Origin of the sequence: Paenibacillus sp. LjRoot56 (genome assembly GCF_964253335.1) — a bacterium.
GTDB classification, from domain to species: Bacteria; Bacillota; Bacilli; order Paenibacillales; family NBRC-103111; genus Paenibacillus_E; species Paenibacillus_E allorhizoplanae.
The window spans coordinates 1181017-1206146 of the sequence record NZ_CAXURV020000001.1; the positions used below are offsets into that span (position 1 = coordinate 1181017).

Genomic DNA, 25130 nt, shown 5'->3' on the forward strand with positions numbered 1-25130 from the left:
TATGAAAACTTTAAGGAGGTGAGCACAAGTGCTGCCAATTCCTAATTTAGATGACCGGATGTTCGAACAAATGGTGATGGAGGCGCGGAAGTCGATTCCGAAGCTATTTCCAGAATGGACAGATGAGAATGAGCATGATCCTGGGATTACGCTGCTAGAGTTAATGTCATGGATGACTGAGATGCAGCAATATTACTTAAATCGGGTGACGGAGCGCAGTGAACGTAAGTTTCTAAAACTGTTGGGGATTCGTCCTCGCGATGCTGTGTCCGCGGTTTGCGATGTGACGTTTACTGGCGCTGCGCAGCAGCTTGTGCTCCCTAAAGGAACGCCGCTGTCCGCGATGGATCTGCGTTTTGAGACGCAGAGTACGGTACAGTTAGTTCCAGCTGCTTTAGAGAAGGTGCTCGTACGTACGGAAACAGCTGCTGCCGATTATACGTCGAACAATCAGGCCAAAATTGCTTTCTATGCTTTTGGTGCGGATGCCCGCAAGGGAGCCCATCTGTATCTTGGTTTTGATCAGGCATTGCCATTGGACACGGAGATTTCGATCTATTTTAATTTGTTTGACCGTTACCCTGTGACCATAAGTCATCATGCAGAAAAGTTGGCACCGATGATTTCATCAGCCAAAGTAGCTTGGTCCTTCGCAGGTGCAGGCGGTGATGGACAGTCAGAGAGTTGGCTGCCGATTGAGCCCAAGAGCGATACCACGGTTCATCTATCGCAAAGTGGGGAGTTTAAGTTTTTCATTACTTCGGAAATGAAGCCGATGTCCTTGTATCCAGCCGATGATCGTGGCCGCTATTGGCTCTGCTGTACACTGGAGGAGGATGGCTACGAGCTGGCTCCCAAAATTGAGAAGATCACGCTCAATACCGTTAAGGCAGTGGAGCAGGAAACCTTTAGCGAGGTGACGGCTTTTAGCAGCTCTGGCGAGCCAGATCAGAGCTTCGAGCTGAGCTCGTATCTCGCTTATAATGGCCTGCACACCGTACAGGTGCTGGATGAGCAGGGCCGTTGGCGCGACTGGCACACGGTCGCTGACTTAAGTACCTGCGGGCCTAATGATCTCTGCTGCGAGCTGCAGCAGGATTCGGCCCGTAGGATGACCCGTCTTCGCTTCGGCGACGGGGTGCATGGCAGTATCCCGCCGCAGGGTGCGCAGCGGGTGCGGCTTGTTGCTTACACGGCTGAGTTTGACTACAGCCGGTATGTGGGAGGCAGCAAGGGTCTGCCCGGGCAGACCCTTGAGATCAGCCGCGGACGTGTATATAAGCCCAGCAGCATGCTGCTGCAGGTCGGCTACCGCCCGCGTGGGGAAGACAGCTTCGTTTGGGACGACTGGACGGCCGTGGATGACTTCGATAACTCGAAGTCAACGGACCGCCACTACGTCTACGACGCCGCTGCAGGCACGATCCGCTTCGGTAATAACGAAGCGGGGTTAGTTCCGCGCAAGTCCGGGGAACCGAACATTCGGTTCCTGGCCTTGCAGGCAGGGGGCGGCGTGCGAGGCAACGTGAAGGACGGCCTCGTGACGGGGTTCACGGCTTCGCCAGGCGTGAACGTGACGAATCCGTTCCCGGCGCGTGGCGGCCTGGAGGCGGAGACACTCGCGCAAGCGAAGCTGCGCGTGCAGCGCGAGCTGGCTGCGCCAACGCGCGCGGTGACCGCCGAGGACTACGAGGCGCTCGCGAAGGCGGCGCCGGGTCTCCGCGTCGCGCGGGTGAAGGCGATCCCGCTGTATAAGCCGGGGATGCGGGATTTCCTACGGGTATCGGCGCCGGCGCAGATGACCGTGGTGGTTGTGCCTTACAGCGAGAGTGACAAGCCGAAGGCTGGCAAGGGCTTCTTGCAAACGATCAAGATGCATCTGGATCGGCATCGGCTTCTGACAACGGAGCTGCATGTTATTCCAGCGGAGTATATTAAGATTACGGTCCACGCCGTCGTGGTGATGGAGCCGAAGTATAAGAACGAGCAACGGCGCATCGCGCTCGAGCTCAAAAATCTGCTTCAGCCGATGGATCATGGGCAGGGAGCGGAGGGCTGGCGTTTTGGGCGAACCGTGTATAAGGGAGATATTTACGGCGTCATATCCCGCATCAAAGGTGTCGTGTATGTGCAGGACATTTGGCTTGATGCCGAAGGTACTGGCTTTCACAAGGATGGCGCAGGGGATATTCATATCCCGCCTTATGCGTTAGTCTACTCCGGCAATCATGAGATTGAAACGATCAGTCAGACGGATTTGTAAGTGTCGGTGGGAATGGTGTTTATGGATGGATGTTAAGTAGAAGTAGAAGTAGAAGTAGTGCTCAGTTGAGTAGCTAGCTTTCGAATAGATGTAAAATATACAGCTAATTTTCCCGTATCTCCTGAGATTTTGCGATTAGATGGAAAATGTACAGTTAATTTGAGCAAGATTGGCTGTTTGGTGGATTTTGGCGGAAATTAACTGTAGGAAATCCATCTATTGCTCCCAGATGGGGAGAATCAGCAAAATTAGCTACATAAAATCCATTTAATTTGTTTGCGGCGGCGGAGAGTACGCCAGGGCAAGTTTTGGGTTCAGTTATAGAAAAGAGGTGACGAACGATGCAGGATGGACAAACGTTTTTTTCGCTAAACAAGAGAATGGATTGGGAAGAGGGCTTTGATGCGAATGTTCATATGCTGGAGCAGGGCTTTTCGATTCAGCAGTCGGAGAAGTACAGCATTCATCGCATCGTTCGCACGGATGAGCTGGAAGGGATTCCGCCTATTCGCGACATGACGGTAGGGCCTGGGCGGAAGCTAATTTTGCTAGATGAGTCAGCGAATGTGTGGATTTACGATGATGAAAGTCGACACAGGGAGTTACTGTTTCGCCATGGTCACGAATTATTCAGCTCACAAGCGATGCTCGCATCAATGTCGGATCTACTTGTGATCGCTGATAGCGATGAGGGCACAGAGAGAAGACTTGCTGTCTACTCCATCTCCAATGGTCAGACCATGTGGGCGGTTCAAGACTGGGAAGGTTTGAGTTTATATCCGCTTTCCTTGAATACAAAGCTTCAAACCGCGAATACGCTATTTATGGCGGTTCCTTTGGATATTGCGGTTGGTATGAATGGAAGTCCCGAAGTCCCGAAGGACGGTCGGATTGGCATTATACAGTGGAACTCGGCTGGTGAGGTGATGCGTGTGTATGAGCATGACGCACATTGTATGCCAGAAGCGATTCCGATTTCGAAGCTACAGGATCGCTATTTTACTGCGGCGGCAGATGGCACGATTGCCCTGCTGGATAACCAGCTTCGGTCGGTGACGGTGTTCCATGAAGATGGGCGAGAGCCGTTCCATTTCCAATTGGAGCAAGAGGGGCGATTTGCCGGCATTTCCATTGATACGAATCATAATCTCTATATAGGGGATAGCGGTTACGCGCAGCAAGAGGGTGTGACGGAGCGGTTTATTTTAAGATATCGCGGCAATGGCACTCCCTTGGATAAGGTGACGGGCTTTCGGGGACGAACGGATAAATTAGTACGGGATGGGCGCAATCGCCTGTATGTGTTTGATCGAATGAGCGGTCAGATTAGCTTGCTGGACCTTCGAGCTCGAACGATGCTGCTGGAGGATACGCAATTGCCGGAAGCCGTGTACTTCTCTGCGGATCTCGATACGACGGAAACCGAGACGACGTGGCACAAAATACGGCTGGAAGCAGATATCCCAGAGGAGACGCAGGTTCGATTTTCGTATTATGCCTCTGATGAAAGTGAAGGAATGGTCGATGGGGATTACGTAAATCTCACTAGCTATTTAACGGATCCGGATATCTCGGTCAAAGAAAAGCTAAGAGCGACGCGTGACCTATGGTCAGAGCCGATTCTGAATCCGAAGGATGCGCTGCTTATGAATGCGAAGGGGAGATATCTCTGGTTCAAAATGGAGCTGGTCGGCAGTGAGCAGAAATCTCCGTTTATTCGTAAGTTGAGGGTGTACTACCCACGCACCTCACTGATCGCGTATTTGCCTCCGATGTATCAGCAGGATGAGGAACATAGCCCTTTCTTGGAGCGATTCCTAGCGATGTTCAGCACGTTTTTTGACGATATGGAGGATACGATCGATCGGATTTCGGGCCATTTTGATCCAGATGCGGTGTCTGGGCCGTACTTGGAATGGTTGGGCGGTTGGCTTGCCATTACTGAGCATGAGGCTTGGGGTGAGAATAAGCTGAGAGAGCTGATCAAGCGGGCACCTGAACTATACAAGCTACGGGGTACGCGCGAGGGCTTGATGAATATGCTCCACATTTACACGGGCGCTGAGCCATTTATACTCGAATATTTTCAGTTTAAGCAAATGCAAGAGACGTCGGAGCTGCGGCAGCTCTTCACCCAGTTATATGGCGATAATCCGTATACGTTCTGTGTGCTATTGAGGCCAGAAAGTGTGCGAACGGATGAACAGCGCTTAGTTATTGAGCACATCATTGAAGATCAGAAGCCTGCTTATACCGAAGGGAAATTGATTGTGCTGCAGCCTTGGATGTATGCGGATATGCATACCTACCTAGGTATTAATACGTACTTGTCTGAGCCTACTTTATTAACCCTCGATCAGCGCTCGTCGATGCCTTACAACACCGTGCTGATTGATGTGGATCGTGATAAACGAATGGATATACATACGCGCTTGGGACTAGATTCCGAAATCGAATAATAAATGAAATTGAGTCAGAGAAGGTGAGGGGATCGTTATGAAAAAATCACGTTATTACCCGTTTGAACGTAATCGGTATTTCTATGGGAAGCTGCTGACGGTCAGAGATTTCGAGTCCGAGCAAAAGTATTTTAATGATAAACGCAGAATGATGAACCGGCTTCTACATGGTTCTGGTGTTCTAACCGGCCTGCAGGTCGTAGCTGTGGATGAGAAGTCTGTATCGGTCGAAATGGGGGCTGCAATCGATGCCTTAGGGCGGGAAATTGTTGTGCCGTCGCCGATGACGATGAAGTTGTCGATGATGGATGGTTTTTCGAACAATCAGTATGCTAAGAACGTTTACCTATGTATTGCCTATGATGAAAAGGAAAAAGAACCCGTACACGCCGTAGCGAACTCTTCCGTCCGTTCGGACGAAATTAATGATTATAATCGTGTGTTGGAAAGCTATCGTCTGTTTATCCGTGAGGATGCACCAGACCCAGCTTCCTTGCCGCTGGCTACGTTGTCAGATCAGACGATTGTCCTGTATCAGGATAAGCAGGTACGCGTCCTGCAAACGACACCGCGCTATGTGAATCCCGGGCAATTGTTCGAGATGACGCTGCGTTTTGAGAAAACGTTGAAAGCTGGCAGATTGTCCTTCCAATATGAGCTTGATGCTCGTCGTGTAGAAGCGATTAACGGGACGACCATTGTGTTCCAAGAGCCGCAAGATGCGCAAGAGAGCGAATATGAAATGAAAGTGCTGCTTCGTGCCGATAGTACTGCTTCCGTGAAAGCGACAGTTGGTGTGAAAGCAGGAACGGGGGCTTTGAAGCTGGATGATAGACAGCTGGATCTGCAAGCGCAATCCACTGGCGAGATTAGCATCGTGACTGAAGCAGTGAAAGAGCGGTTGATGTCGGATTTCGTGAAGCAATCCTTGGAAGCATCCTTGGAAGCACCATCGGAGCCGTGCATTTATTTGGCCAAAATATGTTTGATCCAAGTCGGACCGACTTATGTCATAGAAAGTGTTGAGCAAGTTCCGTTCGGTGAATATGTCTACAATACGTCTGTCATGTACCGACTCGGTCAAGCCAGTCAATATCGGGAAGAAACTTCGGGTCAATTCGTAACGAAGTCCAAAGTAAAAACCTTGGCTCCAGGGCAAATGCCTGAGCTGAACGTCAATTACAACCCCTTGATCAGCGAGTTGTCTTTTGATTTGGGAATTCCAGCTGGCGGCGGCAGCGGGATTGCTGGTATTGTAAGCGGATATGTCGACATCCCGATTGAACCTTTTACGAAGATTGCTGTTTCACCATTCGGGCGTGCGATGAAGAGCTTCTATTCAGGTGAAATTGTACACGGACTCGGCGAGGGGAATGTGTTGATCATCACAAGCTTAGAAGAGCGAAGCGGTGATGCGTTCTCGGATATTCTTTCTAGCGGGGACCGCGTATATGGCGGGGCTTCGGAAGTGTTCAAAGGTAGTGAGTTTGAGCCAGATGCACCTGAAGTGAAGATCGGAACGATCGCGTACCCGCAGAAGGGTACGTTCCGTATCGGCGTGAAAGTGCAGCAATCCGGTGAGCAAGGCAATGTACGTGTGCGCTGGTGGGCATACAGTGCTGAGATGGCAGGCGTAGTGCAAGGAAGTGGCGGAAGCGGCGATTCCTTGGACGAAGCGTTGTCGGCCATGAGAGAAGCGGCTTCGGCAGGTAGCGACACGGAGTAAATCAATAGGATCGTCCTGAACAAGATCTATTGTTTGGGACGGTCTATTTGTTTTTGTTGATGGGTTGGAGCTATGGTACTAGACGAACTTAGTACTATGAAATTGACCTGTTATAGACGAAAATGGATGATATTACAATAATTTTCCTCTAGGGAGTGTTTTCATGAAATCTGTTTATATAACTAGTATCGGGAAGTTTCTACCTGGTGCACCAATCGCTAACGAGGAAATAGAGGAATACCTCGGAAAAATAGGTGGAAAAGGCTCGAAATCTATGCGGCGTATTCTAGAGCAAAATAAAATTAAATATCGTCATTATGCCATAGATAAAGATCAAAAAAGTCTGTATTCAAATGCCGAAATGGCAACCAACGCGATTCGTGATGCGCTCGAGCGGAATCACGACGATTTATTTAACCAAGTAGACTTTCTAGCTGTTGGCACGACTCAGGGTGACCTATTGGTGCCTGGTTTTGCCAGTATGGTTCATGCCGAAACTAGCCTGCCTGTCATGGAAATTGCGTCACATCATGGCGTCTGCGGCAGTGGTATGCAAGCAATCAAAAATGCTTTCCTACAGGTACAGTCGGGGGAGAAGAAAGCCGCTGTTTCTTGTGCCAGCGAGTTTCCAAGTCGTGTTTTTAAACATACTCGCTTTGAAGCGCAGGCCAAATTTATGGATCGTCCGATTCCATTTGATACGGATTTTCTTCGGTTTATGTTGTCTGATGGCGCGGGTGCCGCCGTGCTTCAGCCTGAGCCAAGCGACCAGGGCCTATCCCTCAAAATTGAATGGATAGACAATAAATCTTACGCCAATCTATACGACACTTGTATGTATGCAGGCATGAATAAAGAAGGCGCCAATGAAAATCAAACGGGTTGGCTTGATTATGCTTCCATCCATGAAGCGGCAAATGATGGGGCTATTAATTTGAAACAAGACATTCGCCTAGTGGGCGAGATGCCGAAAGTTGGTGTTAAACGTTTTTTTGAACTTGTAGACGAGGGGAAAGTAGATCCTACTTCAATTGATTGGATGGTTTGTCACTACTCTTCCCATTATTTTCGTGATGAAATTTTCCGTCTTATGCAGCTTGGCGGTATGACCATTCCAGCAGACAAATGGTTTACAAACCTATATACGAAAGGGAACACAGGAGCCGCCTCTATCTATATTATGCTGGAGGAATTGCTCAACGAAGGGCATCTGAAACCAGGCGAAAAAGTGCTGTGCATGGTTCCGGAGAGCGGAAGATTTCAGACTTCGTATATGCTATTAACTGTAGTCGGCACAGGCAACATGACAGCAACTGAATACATGGAGCGGCAGCCAGAAGCACCACATTTGGATTTTGATAATGCCAATTTGGTACAGTCTCATTTAGTACGGCAGTTAGTCAACGTTTGGATTGATTTTGAACAAAAACTTGCTCACGTTCCCATTATTCATAAACTGTACAGGGGCAAATTTACGCTGGAGGATTACATGCTGCTCATGGAAAACATTCGTCAACAGGTGATCGACGGGTCACAGTGGATTGCACGCGCAGCTTCTTACATCTCGATTGAGAACATCGATCTGCGTTCCATGTTTATTGCCCATGCCCGCGACGAGCATCGCGACTTTCAAATATTGGAACGCAATTACGTGGCCGTTGGAGGAAATCTTGCGGATATTCAATCCGGTGAGAAAAATATCGGCAGCGAAGCACTGTCAGCCTACCTATTTCAGCGGGCAAGCCGAGAAAATCCTGTGGATCTGATGGGTGCGATGTGGATTATTGAAGGTTTGGGATGTCGCATGGCGAGGTACTGGGGAGAGGCAATTCGTGACCAACTCGGCTTAAACGACGATCAAGTATCATTTTTACTTTATCATAGCGACTCAGATGAAAAACATTTCGAGCGTCTAGAAGCCGGGATTCAACATCCGATGCTTACGATGGAAATTGCCGAACGGATTATAAAAACCGCTAAAACGACAGCACGGTTGTATTTATTACAATTAGAGGAGCTGGGGAACATATGAGCAAGGCCGATTATTTTAATAACATGACGCATGATAAGCAAGATCCTAATCCATTCCTTGCTATCTACCTTGATCAAAGCATTCCATTTAACGAAGAAGCGAAAGCCTCCTATTTAAAGGACTGCTCTAGTAAATCTAGGCAATTTTTGCTTCCTGTATTGAGGCCGCTCTCTCGGTTGCTGATCATACTTTTCCAACTGTACAAAATCATTTTCCCAAAAGCTTTTACTTCATCTAAAATGCTGCATCGTTTCTTGTATTGGGGCATGAAAACGTTCGTGAGTCCAGACGCAAATTTTATGATTCTTCGGCATTTTTATTTGGGATCTGAAATACTGCAATTTATCCGCGATAACATTCCGGGTGTCCATGTAGAGATGAATCCGCTGAAACCGACAAATCTTGAACCGGTTAAAGACGATTTGTTTCTCATTCATGACCTCAATTTATACAATTTTGTAATCAATTTAAATAAACAATTACGAGAGAAAAACATTGAGGTGGCGAAGCAGGAACGACTTAATTTTGATGCTATTACTTCAAGTCGCATCCCTATAGAACTGATGCCCCATCGACGGACCAATTTTCTCGATCTCATGACAGCTATTGAATGCTTTACGCCTGTCTACCAGTTTTTTCTGACAGATAACGATTTTTGGCGAGCAACGAATTCCTTACAACTCGATGAGACAATTGGGATTCTAGCTTCTAAAGTGATCGGTAGTAATGACAGGCTCGCTTTGATAAACAATAAGCACCCAATGGTCCCGCTTTCTACGCTTCGAGCCGGCTTTCGATTAGTACTTCATGGACTTGCTACAGAACAACTCCATGCCTTACTCGTGGAGTTAAAACATAAACAGGCTGCTTAATCAGCAGCCTGTTTGTTATTCATTTAACTTATTGTACTTTGTCCAACAGTCGGTAAATCACAACCGCTGCCTGGGCTCTAGAAGCATTATCCGCAGGAGCGAATTGTCCTCCTGTTGTTCCGCTGAGTAGACCTAAGGCAGAAGCGATTCGGACGTAGGATCTAGCCCATGTACTAATCGTGCCTTCGTCGGCATATTTGATCTCTTGTGTGGTGACGATATCTGCAAGCTTTTTACCTGTTGCATGTAAATAAGCATTGACCATAGTTAGGGCCATTTGCTCTCGCGTGATAGGCGCATCAGGAACAAAGGTTTGCTCGCTCATGCCGCTGATAATACCCGCAGAATAGGCGGCATAGACGGAATTCCGATACCAAGCATCCTCTGATACATCTTGGAACAGGGAGGCTTGATCACTTTGTTGTAATTTTAACGCTTTAGCGATAATGGTGACGAATTGTGCTCTTGTTAATGTAGTATCAGGTTGGAAGGAGTCTTGATCGATGCCATCGATGATCCCTTTGCCAGCCAAGTTTTCAATTTCTTTTTGTGCCCAATGGTCCTTAATGTCCTTAAGGATCGTATCGTTCTGCTTCTCAAGAACGGCATATTTGGAGAAATGGGCAAGTGAAGCCGTCATGGTGCCATCCGCATTGAGGGTACCGTCGATTGGCGTCCAAGCACCTTGTGCCTCATCGTAAACATAGACGTTTAGTTTATGAACATCTTTAACCTTTTTCGTATCAAAAGGAATCGTAACTTTCACAGGTGAAGCGAATGTACTGATTTTCGACCCATCCTCGGTTACCGAGAAATCATAAATAGCAGATGCTGATGTGAAATTTGAGATGGATGTATTGGTTTTGCTTGATGTAAATAGGATCTTGCCAGTGGAAAGCTTGATCGGCCAAGCATTTGGCGGAATCTGCATGTTGATATCATTTGCCGCGATAACGATCGGTCTGTTCATTTGCGAAGCTTTTTGAACAATGTCAGCGTCCATCTCGACGGAGAGGACATCCACATTTTCCTTCGTTGTGGCATCAAGGGTTAAGTCTGACAAAGCTTTATTTAATAATATTAATAAATCAACGTGTGCGGGTTTGAATTCATAGACCATTTTCCCATCGGCATTGAGGAAGGGAGGTTGTTGTGAGCTGCCGCCGCCACCGCCGCCGCCGCCACCACCACCTGCAGGGGTAATCGTGTACTGAGTGACAACATCACGACTAAATACGTTATTATGGTAGGTTGCTACAGTTAACTGTGTATCCTGAGTTATTATTATCTTTCCACCCGTTATTGGTAGCGTCGATTCGGATACAGATTTATCATTTAACTGCAACCTATAGAAAATCTTACCCTCCGTATACGGTGTGGTGATTGAAACGGTTTGTGCTCCCCGATAAGTACCAGTCTGTAAGCTTACCACAGGAGAAGTAGGTGGATTGTAGAAAGTAAATGAATTCGAACGGTGGGAATAGACGCCTCCAGATGGAGCAGGCTCCTCCCAAGTCCCGTATAAATAAAAATCATGCACAGGATTGCTATTTGCAATCGTGGCTGTTAGTCTTTTTTCACCCGTTTGAAGGTGATCCCAAGCCGGTGCAACAAATGCATACTTGGTATCTCTCTCTCTATCATCTGTCAATTCATTAAAGGCCTTGGCTTCTAGGTATACTGAATAGGTGACATTGACGACTGTATTCTGAACATTAAACAGTTTAAAGTCATAGCTGACGGTAGTGTTTGTCGGAAAATTCACAACAGCAGGTGTGATTTTTAGCCTTGGCACTTCAAACGCACGGATGCCATTAATAAGCCCGTCGCCGTAAGCCATCGTTTGCGAAACATAGTTATATGGATAGTGGCTGGATGGTTCATAGGTATTCGCCTGCAAAGATTGTAGAGCGGTTGGTTGTGCGGAAGTCTGAAAAATGAGACGTATGTCTTCTGCTTCAAGATCTTGATTAGCTGCTTTCAGTAAAGCAGCAAGTCCTGTAACAAAAGGTGTAGCCATGGATGTTCCTGACTTATAATCATAGCTGCCGCCAATAATTGTACTATAGATATTAACGCCGGGGGCGACGACATCTATTTTGCCTAAATTAGAGAAATCTGCAATTGCAAAGCTTAGATCAGAAAGTTGGGCTACAGCACCAACGCTTATAACTTCTTCATAGGCTGCTGGATAGCTTGTAAAATAGGCAGTACGGTGTGTATCTGAAGTATCCCAAGGTTGAGTAGAGTATTGCCCTATTTCGTCTTTCTTCCAATTGTTACTGTCGTTACCAGCGGCTGAAACAATTACAGTACCTTGATCATGGATTATTTTAATTATGTCATGCAAAGCTTTACTGTTTCCATAACTGCCCAAACTCAAATTGATCACATCAACTGGATGGGTGAGCACGTGTTGGAAGGCTTGGTACAAATAGCTAGTATCTCCACCACCACTGCTATCAAGAACTTTAAGTGGCATGATCTGGACGCCATGAGCGATACCTACATCGGCGCCGCCATAAGACTGCGCTGCAATAATCCCTGAAACGTGTGTGCCGTGACCATTATCGTCTTGAGCATTGTTATCATTATTTACAAAGTCGTAACCTTGACCTTGGATAATAGCACTTTGTAGAGCTGGATGTGTCATATCTATACCAGTATCTATAACTGCTACTTTGACATTCTGATTCTGAGTGAAGTTGGAGTAGGTACCCATTTGATCAACGTGTGACGCAAGCTTCCCCCAAGTCCGCTTATATGTCTCCGTTCCAGAATAGACTGATTGTGAGACAGTGGGTGATACATCCGTCGAAATCAAATGCACCTTATAAACCGGCTCCGCATACTCCACATTCGAATCCTTTTGAAGCTCAGCGAGCTTATCCGAGACGGATTGTTCGTCGCTGAAGTTAACCGTTGTCCATGAAGAAGCTGAGCGTGCGGACAAGGCCTGTATGCCGTTAGCAGCAGGCTGCTGTTTGTATTTCACAAGCACCTTTCCGGGAACGATGTCGTTCTCATTGAAGGAAGGCGCAGTGGATGTGCTGTTTAGTTCATTCGGTTCTTGAGCATAGCCGAGTGTTCCAAGTGAAAGATTGAAGACGGTAAAGAGCGAGACGAGTACAAGAAGTAACTTTCGTTTATGCAGAACCATGACTTCCCCCTAATAAATGTAATATGAATACGAAATTAAAGATCCATTTCATATTTTACATGTAGAGAGCGTGGGGTTTTGTCGGAATTTGTCGACGAGTTCTAAATATTCGATAAAACACTTGGTTGAGTCGCAGTTACTCGACGTTTCTGTCTGCCGAACGACATATAATATAGACCGAGAATAACAAGCTGTGAACCGAGCAACACGACATAGATATTGCTAAAAATAATGCCAGATCCGTGGCTGAAAAGTGGATTCCAGCTAGTCATCGAAGCCGAACCTAGATCGACGGACTTACTATATAGACCGATGGCGATACCCTGCCCAATGAAATTGGCCATCGACAACATGCCCATCCCCACGCCGACCTGATCCGCCGGAAGTGTTCGGGAAACGGAATTATTCACCGCAATGACGATGAAGGACTGACCCACATTGCCAAGAACCAGGAAAACGGCAATAAGCAGCGGTGAGCTGCCAGTAAATGTGGCAAGCAGAAGGAAGCAGGCTAACAATAAGCTGGAAGCAATGTAAGCAACGTACGAGTTGCCTTTGGCATCGGCGAGCTTGCCACCTCTGCGGCCAAATAGGGCAGACGCAGCAGCGGCAGGAACCAAGGCAAAGCCAATCCATACGGAAGGCAGCTGTTGAACATCCGTTAACAGTAAGGGACTAAGTACATAGAGCGAGCAGCAGCTTCCGCTAATGAGGAACGAGAGGGTAAGCCCGAGTGTGTATTTTCGGTTTTGAAATAGCTTCGGTGCAATAAATGGCTCACCCGCGGTACGAATACGCACCATGAATAATCCAAGAACGAGCAGTGCGCCGAGTAAAAGCCAGAAGCCGTTCGTTACGCTGAGCAGCAGTAAAGCAATTGTGATGCCTAGCAAACCGCCGCCAATCCAGTCGAACTTGCTTGAACTTACGGGCTGTTCATTGCCTAGGTATTTGCGGTAAAAGGGAAGAGCGACCAGCACAACGAGAGATACAGCGAACAACCAACGCCAGTGTAGTGTGCTTATAATGAGAGCTGCAATCACAGGCCCAAGTGCATTACCAAAAGCTAAACCGACAGCTGTCATGCCAAGTGCTGCTCCTCTTCGCTCGGGAGCGAAGTAACGTAACGGGATAATCATGGCAATCGCCGGAATGACGGCGGCACCAGCGGCTTGTAAGCATCGGCCGACCAGCGCTATGCCAAATGTTTGCGAAGTCAGACCGATCAAGGAGCCTAGCGCAAACAAAAGAAGACCGAAGGTGACTAAATCTTTTAACCTGTAGCGATCAGCGAGCTTTCCATATGTGACAGCGCCAATGGCGTAAATCATGATATAAGCAGAAGATAACCAGCTTACTTGGGCTATCGTCAGCACAAATTCTTTACTGATTTTTGGGAGGGCTATGTTAAACATAACGCCGCTCATCATGGATAAGGTCATGGTGAACATGAGCACACGCATTAATTTGTCAGCGGTTTGGAGTGGTGCTTTGGTTGCCATAAGAGGGCACTTCCTTTCAAAAAAAGACTGTCAGTACTTACTGTCATGCGGGTGAGAAAAAAACTAGGGCCGTAAAGCCCTAGCAAATAACTGGATACTCTCTTGCACGAAGGGTGCTAAGGTAATGCCGGGATAGCTTTTTTGAGCATCAAGATCATTCATGAAAGCTCCAAAATGCATCATAATGAAGGTAAAGGCATGCAACTCAGGATTCGTTGTGACGATTTTCCCTTTTTCGGACATTTCAATGAAATAGTTCGTCAAGATCTCGAGCAGCTGTTGCGGATGCTTCTGGGTACGAGCGCGAAAGCCGGGTAATTGACCCTCATCTTCTTTGAGGGAGATCTGAATCATTTTCCGATTCCTATTCATAATCTCATGGTAGGTCGTGCAAACGAGAAGAAGATCCCTCTCCAAATCCCAGACGAGCTTCTCGGCAAACAGTTTCTTCATCTCTTCCGCATAATGATAGCGATCGAAGGCAGCCTCTAGAAGCTTCTGTTTCGTGCCAAAATGGCGAAATAAGGTCTTCTCACTAAGGCCAGCCGCGGTGGCAATTTCCAGCGTCGTTACGCCGTTATAGCCTTTTTCTGCGATTAAATGAAGCGCGGCTAATAGAAGTTTATCGCTGCTACCCAGCTTGCTGCTACTGCTGTCGTCCATGGTATCCCTCTTCCGAATCGATGTCAGTACTCACTGACATTTATGATAAATGGGTTAGAGGTTAAAGTCAATGACGATTTTAGATTAGACTTACTAACAGGTAGACGGTGAAAACGAGAATGCTCAAAATTGGATATGAAGGATGCTAATGTGTTAAAAAAAGTGCATCGAATCGGTAGAGAAGCCTGTAACAGCGGGGTTCTCTTTTTTTGGTCTCCGGAGATTTGGTCAGCAATAATTGGTCATTGTCACAGAAGAACCAGTCAGGTACGATCGGAGTTGTGCAAGAGCTGGATAGAATGAGATCGGGAGGATGAATTGATGAAGAAGATCAAAAAGAAAGTCAGTATGCTACTAGCTGCTAATTTGCTTTTTAGTGTGGTTGCCTCATCTGTTCCATTTTATGAAAGCGCAACCAATCAGGCGGAAGCCGCTGCGGTGAATTTAATGACGAACGGAAGTTTCGAACAGGCGACAACGGCCACGGATGCTAATTGGAGCAGCGTGAATGCTCCTGTGGGTTGGGGGCTATGGATTCCTACTGGAAGCGGGAAGGCCCCGAACAAAACCGTCAATGTCACGCTGGACATGGCGACGGCACATGAGGGAAGTAAGTCGGTATTAATAGATGCATTTGCAACAAGCAGAGTCTCCATTAATCAGACGGTAACGCCGGTGACCGCGGGGAAATCTTATCGATTAAAAATGTGGTTGAAAACGGAGAATGTGACAGGTACAGGTGCATACTTCAGAACACAATTTTATAACGCAAGCAAAGTGGGTGATGGTCCTTCAACCCCAAAATTGTTAGGTACGAACGATTGGAAGATGCAACAGGTTTTTATGACAATTCCAACGAATGCAACCAAATTGGTCATCGAACCATTTCTGGAGACAGGTATGGGGAAAGTATGGTTCGATGAAGTAAGTCTGGAGGAATATAACGGCGTAACAGGAATTGCTTTGGACCCAAGCGCGATATCCATGACAAAAGATACAACGACTACGCTCACAGCGGTGCTCACTCCGATGAACGCCGTGGACAGAACGGTGATGTGGACGTCAAGCAATCCAGGTGCAGTCACCGTGGACAGCAATGGAAATGTGACGGCCGTAGGGGTTGGGACGGCAACTATTACAGTTGCGACACCAGATGGGACGATTTCAGCACAATGTACAATCAACGTGGAATCAGCAGAAATGGCAGCATCGTACAATGCGCTTCGACAGAAATGGAACGACAAGCTAACAGGCGGTGCCCTGTTCAATCCTGCAGATCCAGATATGGCCGCTAACCTGTCTAAACTGGCGGACAGTGTATCCAATGCAGATCAAACGGGCTTGTGGGATCGCTTGAACAAAGCTGGAAATCGGACCTATCTATGGAGCGATTTGACGAGCACAACAGATTCGAGCCAGATTAGCACCGCCTACGGTCGTTTAAAAACGATGGCCTTAGCTTATTCCATGCCAGGGACTCCTTTGTATCAAAGCACTTTGCTGCGGGATGATATCGTGAGCGCTATGGAATGGATGTATACGAACCGATATAACGAAAACAAGAGTCCTTATGGCAATTGGTGGGATTGGGAGATTGGGGTCCCGCAAACCTTAAATGATCTCATCGTGCTCATGTACGGGCAATTGACTCAGGGGCAGATCACCAAGTTTATCAAGCCGATTGATAAATTTTGTCCAGATCCGAAAGTTGGCTCCGTTCTTGGTGTCAAAGGAACCAAAATGACGGGTGCTAATCTGCTTGATAAAGCATTGGTTGTAACGGTTCGGGGGGTAATCGGGAAAAACAGTGCAAAGATTATACAAGGACGCGATGTGATGGGGCCAGAATTTGCTTACACCGATCATGGGGACGGTGTTTATGATGACGGTTCCCTTGTTCAACACACCAATATTGCGTATACGGCGGGATACGGAGCAGTTTGGCTAAGCCGAGCCGCAGATATGACGTTCTTGTTGAACGGATCCCCTTGGCCAGTAACCGATCCTAACGTCAACAACGTTTACAAATGGGTGTCAGATACGTTTGAGCCGGTGATTTATAAAGGTCTCTATATGGATATGGTTAATGGCAGAGGCATGTCGAGGCAAGCTTCAGGCAGTGCCAGAGGCACGATTACAACGTTGCTTCGTTTAGCCGAAGGGGCGCCAGCGGATGTGGCGTTATCCATCAAGCGAATGGCGATGGAGTGGATTTTGTCCGATACGACATATACCAATTATTTCGATGGCTTGTCTGTTTACGATTTGAGTCTCGTCAAAAATCTATTAAACGATGCCTCGATTCAGCCTAGAGGTGAATTGCTGAAAAACCAAGTATTTGCTGGTATGGATCGGGTTGTTCATTTACGTGAGGGATATGGTTTCGGTATCAGCATGTTCTCTAATCGGATCTCGGCATTTGAAAAAGGCAATAACGAGAATTTAAAAGGTTGGTATACGGGGATCGGTATGACGTACCTTTACGATCAAGATCTAGGCCAATATCGCAATGATTTCTGGCCGACTGTAGATTCGTTTCGTCTACCAGGCACGACAACAAATGGCTCTGGCAAAGGCATGACGCCAGGTGAATGGACCTCGTACATGAACGCGAAAGAGTGGGTAGGAGGATCGACGATCGATGGGCTGTACGGCGCGTCAGGCATGGACTTTTCCTTGAGCAAAGTGACGGGAAGCGACCTGCAAGGCAAAAAGTCGTGGTTTATGTTCGATGATGAAATCGTTGCCTTGGGTGCAGGTATTTCAAGTACCAGTGCTGGACCACAGCCTGTAGAAACGATCATAGATAACCGCAAGTTGAGTGATGCGGGTGATAATGTACTCACCGTGAATGGAGCGGCCAAAACAAGCCAGCTTGGTTGGTCGGAAAACATGGAGAACGTGAAGTGGGTCCATTTGGCTGGAAATATGCCAGGAGCTGACATTGGTTATTATTTCCCAGAAACTGCAAACGTTTATGGACTGCGCGAGGCCCGAACTGGCAAATGGAGCGACATTAACAGCGGTCAATCGGCGACGCCAATCACTCGGAATTACATGAGCCTGGCCTTTGAACATGGGGCAACGCCTTCGAATGCCGCGTATTCATACGTGATGCTGCCACATAAAGACACTGCGGCTACTCTGCTTTATAGCAATGCGCCCGATGTTGAAGTGTTAAGCAATACGACAGATGTACATGCGGTTAGAGAGAAGAAGCTTGGTATTACCGCAGCGAATTTCTGGAATCCAGGTACAGTTGATTTTATTACAGCACTTAATCCTTCATCTGTCATGGTGAAGGAAAACGAATCCGAGTTAAACATAGCGGTATCCGATCCAACACAAAAGCAAAGCACGATTACGCTGGAGCTGAACAAGGCTGCATTATCGCTTGTACGCAGTGATGATACGGTTACGATTGTACAAACGTTGCCAACGTTAAAGCTCCAGATTAACGTAGCAGGTTCAGTAGGCAAAACGCACGTCGTAACGTTCAAGAAGGATGCGACAGCTCCAATTACGACAGATAATGCAAAGCCAGATTGGCAGCGCAATGCCCAGACTGTGACATTGACTGCCCACGATGGGGGCAGTGGCGTGCAGAAGACGTTCTATAGACTGGCCAACGGCACGTTTACGGAAGGGAACGCGGTTACGATCACTGAAGATGGCGTACATGAAATCCAATATTACAGCGTGGATAATGCCGGCAATCAAGAGTCGGTCCAAACAGCGATTGTGAAAATCGATGCATCGGCTCCCAGCATCGTTCCAACCGTTTCGATGGTTGTTTACTGGACGACTGGTGGCAGCCTGAATTTCGATATTTCCGATCCTGTTAGTGGAATAGCAGGGAAGTCGCTTCAATTGAACGGTAATGCAGTAAGCCTCCCGTACACGTTCAGTCCTTTAAGTCTGACAATTGGCGATCTTCCTGTAGTCGTTACGGCAACGGATACAGCGGGGAACGTAACAAGATCAGCGTACACGCTAAAAGTAATGATGGATGCAGATCACTTGGATGAATTGGTAAGGTATGCATTCCAGCAGGGCTGGATTACTAACCAAGGCGTATATAACAGCTTGCTAGTCATGATTGATGTCCTTCAAAAGCATTTGAATCAGACACAAGATCAGAATGCATTCAATGCGTTAGAAAATCACATTCGTGCGCAATCAGGTAAAAAGATTGAAGCAGCTTTTGCTGAGAGGCTGTTAAACGCTATTGCCTTTTTAAAGTCATAAGTTGAACAAGTTCCTGGAAACAAAGATCACCCGACTTTGTCTGTAAGACGAAGTCGGGTGATCTTTATTCCCTTGAAGACTTGATTTTATAGGTATAACCGATTAAAATGCTCATTATTCAATGAATGAGGTGATTGCCATGCGCAAAATACTTACGAATTTGTGGAAGCGTTTTTTCCGACGCAAAACGATCTTTCGCAATATGGTGACCCTATCCTTGTTTGCTGCCATTATTCCCGTTCTCGTCGTTGGGATAGGGAGTTATTTATATTCAGCCTCCGCTGTACAAAGTGAAGTGAATCAATCGAATGTTCGGATCTTAAATAACGTATCCTCAACCATTGATTCCACGTTAGATCGCTTGCAAAACAATGCGATCCAAATGTTGCTAGGTTCATTTTTTAGTTCCAATTTGGTGGAATTGAAGAGCACGAATTACACGGGTTTTTACTCAGGGATTTCACGTGAATTATCTGCACTCATCAATGGTAACAAAGAAGCTAGCGATGTTGCAGTGTACGTGCCGGATGAAGGCTATTTGATCTCTCCGATTTATGGGGGGAGACGAATTGAGGGCATGGGGGAACGTGAGGCGCTCCTTAAAGAGCTTGCTGTGGATGATCAGCTCAAATGGGTAAGCGGACCCTACCCTTCCTTACCTGGCTATAACGACAATGGCGTTACGTTAGTTGCCAAATTGCCACTACTTGCTAAACAGCCCATCGGGCTCATGTTTATTCGTATTAATGAAGATCTCTTTAAAAACATTATGAAACGTTTTATAAGCTATAAAGGTGAACAAATGTTCATTTTGGACGAAAAGGGAGCACTAGTTACCTCGATGGGGGGGAGTGATGTTCCTCCAGGATTATTTGATCGCGTTGCTCAACAGGGTTCCGAACAGCGTTTCCAGTTCGCCTTTAAGGGAACCGAATATATGGTGACCCCGATTACTTCATCTTTAAATAAATGGCAATATATCAATATGGTTCCGATCGATCAATTGAATGCGAAGTCCAATGGGATCAAATTAATCACACTGATCATTGTTCTCATATGCTTGGTGTTAGGAGCACTCATAACGCTTTGGGGCACACGTCGTGTTTATCGCCCTATTCAGAATCTTGTCGCTTATGTAAAAGACGGACAAACGGATGAAGTGGAAACCGATGAAGTGGGATTCGTGCATAAACGATGGGCGGAACTCAGTAGTACGGCAAATGACATGCAGCAGCAGCTTAGTGACCAGTTGCCGCTTATTCGTGAAATCTTTGCTTTGCAGCTCTTGCAAGGGCGATTCCTCTATTATTCCGAGGATCAACTTGCCGCCATGCTTCGGAGGTATAACGTGCCTGCAGATAAGGAAAGCATCGTAATCGTGATTGCTTTCGATTTGCAGTCGGAAGGCAAGGTGCGTTTCCAAGAAAATGACCGTGAGTTAATTGTATTTGCTGTGAAAAATATAGCAAGTGAACTTATACAATCCCATGAGATGGAAGGTATAGGCATCAATCTGCTGAATGATCAGGTTGCTGTTTGGCTGTATAGGGATCCGCTGCAAGCGGAAGACGATGAGTCCGACATCAAACAATTTGCCGAGAGATTGCGGCTGCTTGTATCTGACTATTTGCATCTGCAGGTTACGATTGGGCTTAGTGGAAAAAGCGAGCAAATTAGCGAGTTGCCTGAATTATACGAAGAGGCGTTGCTTGCGGTTCGTTCTCGTATCATTGTTGGCGGGAATCAAGTCATAGCCCATACGAGTGGTAAAAGTCATTCCGACATGCATTATCGGTATCCGTTGGAAATCGAAACTCATTTTGAGAATTCGCTGCAGCTTGGTGACCGTGATGAAGCAGTCAGGATGATGGATGAGTTTGCCAAATCGATGGGTGCTGCGATTCAAAAGCCTGAGCTCATTCAAATGTCGTATTATCGACTGCTAACTGCTGCGATTCGCACGGCCTACATGCTCGGATTGGATACAGCTCAATTATTTGGCGAGTCGAATGAAGATCCGTATCTTCATATCCGCAATATCAGTACGACATACGAACTGAATGCCTGGTTTAAAGAGCAATTGGTCGAGCCCATTGTTGCTTATGTGCATGGCAAGCAGCATCAGGAGCATGAGCAGTTAATTGCGAAAGTGGTTCGGTACATGGAGGAGAACTATCATTTTGATTTATCGTTGGATCAATGTGCACAAATTTGTGGATTGAGTCCGCAATATTTAAGCAAGTTGTTCAAAAAGAAAAAGGATCTCTCCTTTATTGAATATTTGACAAAGGTAAGGATTGAGAAATCCATTGAGTTGCTTCGTACGACCGATTTATCGGTTTCCGATGTGGCTGAGCGAGTTGGGTATCAGATGAAGAACTTTATTCGGGTATTTAAAAAGCAAATGGGTGTGACACCAGGTCAATTCCGTGGATCAGACGAGGAAAATTAGAATGCCCAAAAATCGTTATATGGATTCATTATGAAGCGAAAAATGAGGAAAATAGGAAGAGAAACCGCGTAGTTACGGGGTTTCTCTTTTTTTGTCTTGAGGGAAAAGCGTGAATAAGAATTGGTCATTGTTCCTAGGACTTACGATCAGGTACGATCATTTCAAGCAAAACAACGAGATGCCAACGTAATAATGAGAGGTGATGACATTGTCACATAGTCAAGTGGAACAAATTCAGAAAGTAATCCCGAGTGGACTCGAAGAAAGAAAGACATCTAAGAAATCATGGGTACACGAGTGGCAGGTCGCGCTAAAGCGTGACAAATATCTATATCTATTGGCAGCGCCAGGATTACTATTTTTCCTCATATTCAAGTATGTACCGTTATGGGGATTATTGCTTGCTTTTCAAAATTACTCTCCATATTTAGGTTTCTGGGGTAGCGAATGGGTTGGATTGAAATACTTTCATGAGTTTTTCACGAATCCCGATTTTATGTTGTTGTTTCGAAATACGATGGCGATCTCGCTTCTAAATATCGTGTTTTTCTTCCCCATTCCCATTGTGGTTTCCTTATTGCTGAATGAGGTGAAGAGTTTACCCTTTAAGAAATTCGTACAAACGGTCATCTATTTGCCCCATTTCTTATCATGGGTTATCATCGTCGGTATTTGCTTCCTAATATTGGGTCAAAGCAGTGGGGTTATTAATCAATTAATCGTTGAGTTCGGTGGGCACAAGATTGAATTCCTATCGGAGCCCAATTATTTCTGGGCCATGCTCACGGCTCAAAGTATCTGGAAGGAAGCGGGTTGGGGGACGATCATTTTCCTGGCTGCCCTTGCAGGGATTAACTCAGAGTTGTATGAAGCAGCACAAATTGATGGTGCGACAAGATGGCAGCAGATGAGGAATGTTACGATTCCCGGTATTAAAAGCACGATTATTGTTTTGTTAATCCTACGTTTAGGTCAAGTCATGGATGTCGGCTTTGAACAAATATTCCTTATGGCAAGCGGACCTGTATCGCAGGTGGCTGATGTATTTGATACGTATGCCTACCGCGTTGGTATTCAACAAGGTCGGTTCAGCTATGCCACGGTTGCTGGGTTGTTTAAATCAGTTGTAGGACTCATTCTGGTTGTTTCAGCAAACCGTGTAGCCAAGAAGTTCGGGGAGGAGGGACTTTACTAATATGGATAATCACATAGGTTCCAAGATATTTAATGTCCTAAACTATACGGTATTAACGATAATTGGACTTGTTACATTACTGCCTTTCATTTACGTTGTGATCATTTCATTTACCGATCCAACCGAGTATCTGACGAAGTCTTTAGTTCTGATTCCTGAGAAATGGAGCTTGTCTGCATATGAATACATCTTCTCCACGAACGCATTCGTTCATGCGATGGGGATAAGCGGAATACTCGCTGTGTTCGGTACCTTACTAAGCTTAATTGTTACAAGTGCGCTAGCCTATGTGCTTTCTCGTAAACGCTTGAAAGGGAAGAAGTTCTTCCTTGTTGCGATACTCATGACTATGTTGTTCAATCCGGGCATGATTCCGAATTACTTGCTCGTGGATAGTCTTGGTTTAATGGATTCCATTTGGGCTCTTATTTTGCCAGCATTGACAAGTGCTTGGTACGTATTCTTAATGAAAAACTTTTACCAGGAAATTCCTGATGAATTAGAGGAAGCTGCCAAAATGGATGGATGCTCGGATATCGGCGTATTCTTTCGCATTATGCTGCCGATCTCTGTCTCAGCCCTTGCCGCTTTCGGGTTATTCTACGCTGTAGCGTATTGGAACACGTACTTTAGTGGCGTACTTTACATCAATAGTGACAGCTTGCGTCCGTTGCAGGTACTCCTTCAAATGCTGCTCATTTCTGCATCGCAAATGGCTGATCCTTCGATGGCTGCTATGTTGGAAAGTGAACGTACCGTGCCGCCACAGGTGATCAAGATGGCTGCCGTTGTAATCTCCTCCTTACCGATTGTCATGGTGTATCCGTTCTTACAGAAATATTTCGTTAAGGGTATGATGGTTGGTTCCGTGAAGGGGTGAGAGAACTGTACGGAGAGGGGTGATACAGGCAGGGAAGTATTGGACATGCAGGTTGATATTACGGATTGTATAATAAGCATATAAACGGGAGGTCTTTACATGAAACCAATGGTTAAAAAATTGGCAGTACTCTTAACAGCAACGGGGCTAGTCGCTTCCTTAGCGGCTTGTGGTAAAGCGAATGAAGCTGGGTCAGCAAGTTCAGCAGCGAGTTCAACTGCAGCATCAGCTAAACCTGCGGCACCGGCGGATATTTCCATTACGACACTTGCTTTCGCTGCTGCACCTACAGGTGAGTTGGAAGCTGTGAAAAAGCTAAATGAGAAGCTAAACGTCAATCTAAAGTTAAATTGGATTCCAGCAGCCCAAATTTCAGAGAAATTAAATGCACTTCTTGCTTCCCGCGATTTGCCCGATGTTCTATTCGTAGAAGATTTTAACTTAACGCCTGCCTTCTTGAATGCGATTGATCAAGGCGCTTTCTGGGATCTAGGTCCTTATATTAAAAACTATCCTAACTTAGCTAAGTATCCAGAAAACGTATATAAGAATGCTTCTTTGAAAGGTAAACTGTACTCCCTTCCGCGTGTAAGACCGTTGGATGGCCACGAGTCCATGCTAATCCGTAAAGATTGGTTGGATAAGCTAGGCTTACAACAACCGAAAACGATGGATGAGCTAGCTATAGTTCTTGAAGCCTTCGCACAGAAAGATCCAGATGGCAACGGCAAACCAGATACCTACGGTGCTGTCATTCCAGGATCACCTGGACCTGCTAGTTATCTGCTCTCAATGTTTGGCACGGGTACGAAGTGGAAAGAAGAGAACGGTAGTTTAATCCCGTATTGGTATACACCACAAGCCAAAGATGCGCTAGCTTTCTGGAATAAATCATTTAAAGCAGGCGGCATTCTTCCTGATTTCCCTGTACTCAAGGCAGCACAAATTAAAGATATGCTCGTTCAGGGTAAAGCGGGTGTAGCATTTGCCAATGTGATTGATGCCTATAAATATAATTTGGAATTGCAAAAGGTAACTCCGCAAGCGAACCTTATTGCTGTGGAATTACCAAAAGCACCAGATGGCAAGGCCTATTATGAGCAAGCAAGTGGTTACTATGGACAATTCCTGATCAATAAGAAATCGGTTGATGAGGCGAAGCTGAAGAAAATCCTAGAAGTCTATGATTACACAGCTTCGGTTGAAGGTTATAATCTTGCTACTTACGGCATCCAAGATGTTGACTATAAAGTGAAGCCTGACGGAAGCGTTGAGCAAACCGAAGAAGGCAAGAAAAAAGGATATTCCGGTGATACGACAGGCCAATGGGTAACCGGATACTTTGATAAATATTCGAGAGCAAAAATCTCAGGTATTCCGACGGATGTTTACGAAGCCAATAAAAAAGTGGTTGATGCGATTTCCTCTATCACAGATCCGACTTACGGCTTAATGAAGTCAGCGCCATTTAAGGAAAAGGGAGCAGACTGGGATAAAAAGCTGAACGATATGATGGTGAATGTGGTTTTTGGTAAAAATACGCTTGAGGATTGGGATAAATTGGTGAAACAGTTCAAAGATGATCCAAGCTTCCAACAGCATCTCAAAGAAACGAACGAGTTCTACAAAGAAAAATCCAAATAAGTCTGATGAAATGAAAGGACCCGATCGTGCCTGT

Annotated in this window: 13 protein-coding genes; 10 read left to right on the forward strand and 3 right to left on the reverse strand. The window is 46.2% G+C overall.

What is annotated here, in order from left to right:
* The first annotated feature begins 28 nt into the window (after nt 1-28).
* The 5 genes from ACSQ8O_RS05365 to ACSQ8O_RS05385 all read left to right on the forward strand — a co-directional run bounded on the left by ACSQ8O_RS05365 (nt 29) and on the right by ACSQ8O_RS05385 (nt 9352).
* Nucleotides 29-2263, forward strand: coding sequence for a putative baseplate assembly protein (locus ACSQ8O_RS05365; RefSeq protein WP_436240735.1), 2235 nt, complete (start codon nt 29-31; stop codon nt 2261-2263).
* A gap of 380 nt (nt 2264-2643) precedes the next feature.
* Entirely contained in the window at nt 2644-4722 is a 2079-nt protein-coding gene (locus tag ACSQ8O_RS05370) for a phage tail protein (RefSeq protein ID WP_436240736.1), read from the forward strand.
* A gap of 37 nt (nt 4723-4759) precedes the next feature.
* Nucleotides 4760-6448, forward strand: coding sequence for a hypothetical protein (locus ACSQ8O_RS05375; RefSeq protein ID WP_436240737.1), 1689 nt, complete (start codon nt 4760-4762; stop codon nt 6446-6448).
* Nucleotides 6449-6611: 163 nt separating this feature from the next.
* On the forward strand, nt 6612-8480 hold the full coding sequence (locus tag ACSQ8O_RS05380; RefSeq protein WP_436240738.1) for a 3-oxoacyl-[acyl-carrier-protein] synthase III C-terminal domain-containing protein: 1869 nt from the start codon (nt 6612-6614) through the stop codon (nt 8478-8480).
* A complete protein-coding gene (locus ACSQ8O_RS05385; RefSeq protein WP_436240739.1) occupies nt 8477-9352 on the forward strand; it encodes a DUF6999 family protein in 876 nt (291 codons plus the stop codon). The genes ACSQ8O_RS05380 and ACSQ8O_RS05385 overlap by 4 nt, the downstream gene beginning before the upstream one ends.
* 28 nt (nt 9353-9380) lie before the next feature.
* On the opposite strand, the gene ACSQ8O_RS05390 is transcribed toward ACSQ8O_RS05385, so the two are convergent.
* From ACSQ8O_RS05390 to ACSQ8O_RS05400, 3 genes are all read right to left on the reverse strand, one after another.
* A complete protein-coding gene (locus tag ACSQ8O_RS05390) occupies nt 9381-12512 on the reverse strand; it encodes a S8 family peptidase (RefSeq protein WP_436240740.1) in 3132 nt (1043 codons plus the stop codon).
* 101 nt (nt 12513-12613) lie between these two features.
* Nucleotides 12614-14014 (reverse strand): MFS transporter, encoded by a 1401-nt coding sequence (locus ACSQ8O_RS05395; RefSeq protein WP_436240741.1) that lies wholly within the window; start codon nt 14012-14014, stop codon nt 12614-12616.
* 63 nt (nt 14015-14077) lie between these two features.
* Nucleotides 14078-14677 carry a TetR/AcrR family transcriptional regulator gene (locus tag ACSQ8O_RS05400; protein ID WP_436240742.1) on the reverse strand — a complete coding sequence of 200 codons (600 nt, stop codon included), beginning with the start codon at nt 14675-14677 and terminating at the stop codon, nt 14078-14080.
* Nucleotides 14678-14998: 321 nt separating this feature from the next.
* On the opposite strand from ACSQ8O_RS05400, the gene ACSQ8O_RS05405 reads away from it, so the two are divergent.
* The 5 genes from ACSQ8O_RS05405 to ACSQ8O_RS05425 all read left to right on the forward strand — a co-directional run bounded on the left by ACSQ8O_RS05405 (nt 14999) and on the right by ACSQ8O_RS05425 (nt 25096).
* Nucleotides 14999-18925 carry a polysaccharide lyase family 8 super-sandwich domain-containing protein gene (locus ACSQ8O_RS05405; protein ID WP_436240743.1) on the forward strand — a complete coding sequence of 1309 codons (3927 nt, stop codon included), beginning with the start codon at nt 14999-15001 and terminating at the stop codon, nt 18923-18925.
* 139 nt (nt 18926-19064) lie between these two features.
* Entirely contained in the window at nt 19065-21377 is a 2313-nt protein-coding gene (locus ACSQ8O_RS05410; protein WP_436240744.1) for an AraC family transcriptional regulator, read from the forward strand.
* A gap of 202 nt (nt 21378-21579) precedes the next feature.
* Complete coding sequence (locus ACSQ8O_RS05415) at nt 21580-22572, forward strand: ABC transporter permease (protein WP_436241948.1); 993 nt, start codon at nt 21580-21582, stop codon at nt 22570-22572.
* A gap of 1 nt (nt 22573) precedes the next feature.
* Complete coding sequence (locus ACSQ8O_RS05420) at nt 22574-23452, forward strand: carbohydrate ABC transporter permease (protein ID WP_436240745.1); 879 nt, start codon at nt 22574-22576, stop codon at nt 23450-23452.
* 99 nt (nt 23453-23551) lie between these two features.
* Nucleotides 23552-25096 (forward strand): extracellular solute-binding protein, encoded by a 1545-nt coding sequence (locus ACSQ8O_RS05425; RefSeq protein ID WP_436240746.1) that lies wholly within the window; start codon nt 23552-23554, stop codon nt 25094-25096.
* Nucleotides 25097-25130: the final 34 nt, after the last annotated feature.